Genomic DNA, 4,564 nt, shown 5'->3' on the forward strand with positions numbered 1-4,564 from the left:
GGTACTTAATCAGACCTTCAACATCTGCCTGGCTGTAATTATGGTGATCAGGGAACACAGCTGTATCTAAAACGTTGAAGTGGCTGTCTATATATCGGATAAACGGGCTTGGATCTGCTATTCCGGCAACGATTTTAACATTCTTTAACTGCACTGGCGCTCCATTGAAGTCTGTTGGAGCGGCGTAATCCGTGAATGCGAAAAACACGGGCTTTCCTGTCCCGGCATAATGTGCGATTTGTCTGCTGATCTGTTCTTTGGAGAAATTGTCCAGCTCAGCCGGGCATTTTGTGACGATAACAGCATCGGCGCGGCTGGCCCCATCCCGGTTTTCACGCAGCCTTCCTGCCGGAAATGGATGATCTTTGTAAAACGGGCGGTTGAAATCGTTTAACAGGATATTGATATCGCGCCTGATCGCCCGGTGCTGAAAAGCATCGTCGAGTAGTATAAGTCTTGTCTCAGGGTAGAGCTCGGCGAGCCTGGCTGCACCGGCTGAGCGATTTTCACTCGCTGCAACCACGACACCTTTATTATTAAACTTTTGGAAAAACTGCAGTGGCTCATCACCAATGTCAGCAGCTGTGGAATCGTGGCTGGCCAGGACAAAGCCGCGCGTTTTTCTTCCATAACCTCGGCTCAGAATGGCGGGTGGGGTAGAGGCCGCGAGCAGGTTGGTCAGGTATTCAGTAACAGGTGTTTTTCCCGTGCCGCCCACCGTGAGGTTACCGATTGATATGATGATCTGAGATGCTTTGTTTGACCGGAACCAGCCGAGATCGTACAGCAGGTTACGCAGCCGGGTGACCAAACCGTACACCCACGAGAATGGGATTAGCGCCGCTTTTAACCACTGGTGATCTTTCATATAAGCTGCATAATTACATATTTTTTACCTAATATTGTTGCCCTTTTGATACCTGACACCACGTTCCCATGCCCTTAAAAATTGTGTACAGACCCTGTACGCTTCATTTTCGCAAAGAAGCTGGCACCTCGCGTGGGGTTCTTACACAAAAGACTTCCTGGATTCTGCAGGTAACAGATTCTGAACAGCCGGGGCTTACCGGTTACGGTGAATGCGGCCCGCTTCCCGGTTTGTCCGTCGACGATCTTCCTGATTTTGAAACACAGCTCCGCGAGGTCTGTGATTTGTTTAATGAGCTTGATCTTGACGTATTTCCATTCAACCTCGGCATTATTCTCGACCAGGTGGTACCACAGCATTTACCTTCTATTCGTTTCGGAGTTGAAAGTGCATTGCTGGATATTATGAAAGGAGGAGACCGAAAGCTATTCAGGAATACATTCTCGGAAGGAAAGACAGGCGTGCTGATGAACGGACTGATCTGGATGGGCTCTTATGAAAATATGCTTGAACAGGTGGAAGACAAGCTCGCGCAAGGGTTTACTACACTGAAAATGAAGGTTGGCGCGATTGATTTTGATAAAGAATGCCGCATTCTGGAAACTGTTCGTGGTACTTATAATCAGGATCAGATCACGTTGCGCGTGGATGCGAATGGCGCATTTTTACCAAATGATGTCAATCAAAAACTGAATGTGCTGGCTGCATTTGACCTGCATTCGATTGAGCAGCCTGTTAAAGCCGGTCAGCACGAATTAATGGCTGCATTATGCCAGTCTTCACCTGTACCTGTTGCGCTTGACGAGGAGTTGATAGGAGTGTTCGATTACCGTGAAAAATTCGCATTACTTAAAAAGCTTGCTCCTCCATTTATCATATTAAAGCCAACGCTTCTAGGCGGATTCCGGCATACAAGTGAATGGATAGAAATTGCCAACCGGCTGCAAATCGGCTGGTGGATCACCTCAGCGCTTGAATCAAATATTGGGTTGAATGCAATTGCTCAATACACTGCCGCATTCGATAACCCGCTTCCGCAGGGATTGGGTACCGGGCAACTTTATGTCAACAATTTCGATTCCCCGCTGGAAGTCAGGAATGGGTACCTGCATTATAATACGGAGAAGGGCTGGAGTTTGCCGTTTTGACCCCCGACCACCTATAAGGGGGTGGCTGTGTACCCCCCATCCCCCCAAGGGGGGCTTATTTGAAACTGCATTTCGGCTTGAAGAGGCTAGCATCGGGAAATTAGTGGTACTCTGCACGGCCCCAACTCCCTATGAGGGGGCTTATTTAATAATCGTATTACGGCTTGAAAAGCCTGGAATGTAAATCGTTAGTACTCCGCAAAAGCCCCCTCCCAGGGGGTTGGGGGTCAAACCCAATGCATCCCCTTCTTCAAATACCCCAGCGTCTCAGCTTCCCGTGAGCCGCTTTCGGGTATAAAGTTGTACTCCCAGTTAGCCTGCGGAGGCAAGCTCATTAGGATGGATTCGGTACGTCCGTTTGTTTCCAAACCAAACTTGGTACCCCGGTCCCACACTAGGTTGAACTCCACATATCGGCCGCGGCGCAGGTATTGCCATTGTTTTTCTGTTTCCGTAAATGGATCATTCCTGTGCTTTTCCATCAAAGCAGTATAAACAGGCGCAAAATTTTCGCCTACTTCCCTGACGAATGCAAAAAGCGCTTCTTTGGATAATCCTTGGCCTTTACCTTCCTCATCAGGTTTCAGGTAATCGAAGAATATGCCGCCTATGCCTCTGGTTTCTGATCTATGGGGAATGTAAAAATAATCGTCTGCCCAGGTCTTGAACTCGGGATAAAAGGCCTCGTGGTGTTTGTCACAGGCTGCTTTCAGGGTTTGGTGAAAAAAATGCGCATCTTCTTCCACCACATAATGCGGCGTAAGATCAATGCCGCCGCCAAACCAGCAGGTACCGTTGCTCAATTCGAAATAGCGAACGTTCATGTGGATAATTGGAACGTGCGGATTGTGCGGGTGCATCACAATGGAAACGCCCGTTGCGGTGAAATGAAAATCGTCGCCGGGGTTCAGGTTCATTTGCTGGCGCAACCTCGGATGTACCTCGCCTTTAACGCTTGAAAAATTGACTCCACCTTTTTCAATCACATTCCCGTTCTGGATCAGTCGCGTTCTTCCGCCGCCACCTGAGTGATGCTCCCACAAGTCTTCCTGGAACCTAGCCGCTCCGTCGGTACTTTCCAAAGCACTGCAAATGCGATCCTGTAACTCCTTAAAAAACGCTTCTATTTCTTCAACTCTCATAATTTCACTTGATATTCAGCCGGCAAAAGTACGATAAAAGTGAAATGGAAAACAGCAATAAAGGACGCTGGTTGACACGCGTTACGTAACGTGTTACATTTGCAAATGATCAAAAGCATTGTCAGCAAACCCCTCCGACTGTTTTATCAAAAAGGTGACAGCTCTAAGTTACCGGCTTCACAGCTAGGTAAGATCAGCCTTGTCTTAACATTGCTTGATGCTGCGAGTATCCCGGAAGAAATGGATTTTCCAGGTTCAGGATTACACAAGCTATCAGGCGAACTAAAAGATTTTTGGGCTGTTAAGGTCAATGCAAACTATCGGATCATTTTTAGGTTTGAAGGGAAAGATGTAGTAGATGTGGATTATCTGGACTATCATTAAAAAGAATTTATATGGAAGAGCATAGTGTAAAAGGACCAATGAAGAATCCGGTACATCCAGGAACGGTATTGAGGGATTTATATCTTGTACCGTTGGAGTTGACGATAACCGATGCTGCAAAAGGGTTGGGCGTGACGCGTAAAACGCTCTCACAACTCATAAATGGCCACCAGGCAGTTACGCCTGACATGGCGCTCAGACTCGCGGAAGCATTTAACACAACCCCGCAGCTTTGGCTTAACATGCAACAAAATTATGACCTCGGGGAAGCGGAGAAAAAGGTAAAAACGCATACAGTAACTCACTTCTGGGCTCCTTCAAAATCCCGCAATGCACAGGTGGTCTGATCATTTCCGGATTATATTCCTTTACAAAACAGAAAGCGGAGCACCAGCTCCGCTTTCTGTTACTAATTACCTCTTTTAAACCTCAATCATCAACCCTCAAAAATGTGCCGCTCAGGTTAAATACCAGCTCTTTCCGGTTAGAAAGTTTGACTTCCTGGGTTGTTTTGCTCCTTTCCCACTCTGTAATGAATTGATCCGGGTAGTTGGTTTGTACGTATTCGAGCACCTTCAAAGGGACAACACTGTCGGGAATCTTTGCGTCGTTTGTACCGTCCACGCTGTAACATTCGCCTTTGTTGTCGAATTCCAATTCGACCTGGTTGTCCAAGATCACATCATAGCTCGTGAGCAGATCGTCGCGGTCACGTACAACCCGGGAAATACGTGCGCCAGGAAAATGCGCCTCAATAAATTCATTGGCCTGAGGCGGCAAGCTGGTTTCGTTCACTACTTTTTCGTTATCGCAGCCAAAAACGGCCAGCATGATCATTACCAGGGAAATTGAGAGTGCTTTCATCATTCTTACCAATTAGTTAAAAATTACTTTCGTGTGATGACAACCGGCCCCCTGGATCCCCCTATGTAGTCCGTGACTTTTTTTCATTCTTCAAATTTTCACCCTCCCATTCGTCCACGCTGTACTGCCTGTTTAGGGTTTGAACTCCGTTATTATAT

The 4,564-nt window shown here is 47.2% G+C and carries 6 protein-coding genes; 3 read left to right on the top strand and 3 right to left on the bottom strand.

Annotated elements, in window-relative coordinates:
* Window positions 1–868, bottom strand: an 868-nt coding sequence (gene lpxK / locus ACTIE6_RS18310; protein ID WP_439558018.1) for a tetraacyldisaccharide 4'-kinase, incomplete at its 3' end; no start/stop codon positions are given.
* 68 nt (window positions 869–936) lie between these two features.
* Here lpxK and ACTIE6_RS18315 point away from each other — a divergent pair.
* Window positions 937–2,016 (top strand): o-succinylbenzoate synthase, encoded by a 1,080-nt coding sequence (locus ACTIE6_RS18315; RefSeq protein ID WP_439558019.1) that lies wholly within the window; start codon window positions 937–939, stop codon window positions 2,014–2,016.
* Window positions 2,017–2,243: 227 nt separating this feature from the next.
* Here ACTIE6_RS18315 and hemF read toward each other — a convergent pair whose 3' ends face one another.
* Window positions 2,244–3,158 carry an oxygen-dependent coproporphyrinogen oxidase gene (hemF, locus tag ACTIE6_RS18320; RefSeq protein ID WP_439558020.1) on the bottom strand — a complete coding sequence of 305 codons (915 nt, stop codon included), beginning with the start codon at window positions 3,156–3,158 and terminating at the stop codon, window positions 2,244–2,246.
* A 105-nt stretch (window positions 3,159–3,263) separates the two neighbouring features.
* On the opposite strand from hemF, the gene ACTIE6_RS18325 reads away from it, so the two are divergent.
* Window positions 3,264–3,542, top strand: a complete 279-nt coding sequence (locus tag ACTIE6_RS18325) for a type II toxin-antitoxin system RelE/ParE family toxin (protein WP_439558021.1) — start codon at window positions 3,264–3,266, stop codon at window positions 3,540–3,542.
* An 11-nt stretch (window positions 3,543–3,553) separates the two neighbouring features.
* Window positions 3,554–3,889, top strand: a complete 336-nt coding sequence (locus tag ACTIE6_RS18330) for a HigA family addiction module antitoxin (protein WP_439558022.1) — start codon at window positions 3,554–3,556, stop codon at window positions 3,887–3,889.
* A gap of 82 nt (window positions 3,890–3,971) precedes the next feature.
* Here the strand turns inward: ACTIE6_RS18330 and ACTIE6_RS18335 are convergent, their stop codons facing one another.
* Window positions 3,972–4,409 (bottom strand): PepSY-like domain-containing protein, encoded by a 438-nt coding sequence (locus tag ACTIE6_RS18335; RefSeq protein WP_439558023.1) that lies wholly within the window; start codon window positions 4,407–4,409, stop codon window positions 3,972–3,974.
* Between the last annotated feature and the right edge of the window lie 155 nt (window positions 4,410–4,564).

Source organism: Dyadobacter sp. (assembly GCF_051859145.1).
Classification (GTDB): Bacteria; Bacteroidota; Bacteroidia; order Cytophagales; family Spirosomataceae; genus Dyadobacter.

Excerpts from the sequence above, each read along its gene's own strand:
- hemF (WP_439558020.1), bottom strand. The coding sequence starts at position 3,158 with ATGAGAGTTGAAGAAATAGAAGCGTTTTTTAAGGAGTTACAGGATCGC.
- ACTIE6_RS18335 (WP_439558023.1), bottom strand. The coding sequence starts at position 4,409 with ATGATGAAAGCACTCTCAATTTCCCTGGTAATGATCATGCTGGCCGTT.
- ACTIE6_RS18330 (WP_439558022.1), top strand. The coding sequence starts at position 3,554 with ATGGAAGAGCATAGTGTAAAAGGACCAATGAAGAATCCGGTACATCCA.
- ACTIE6_RS18315 (WP_439558019.1), top strand. The coding sequence starts at position 937 with ATGCCCTTAAAAATTGTGTACAGACCCTGTACGCTTCATTTTCGCAAA.
- ACTIE6_RS18325 (WP_439558021.1), top strand. The coding sequence starts at position 3,264 with ATGATCAAAAGCATTGTCAGCAAACCCCTCCGACTGTTTTATCAAAAA.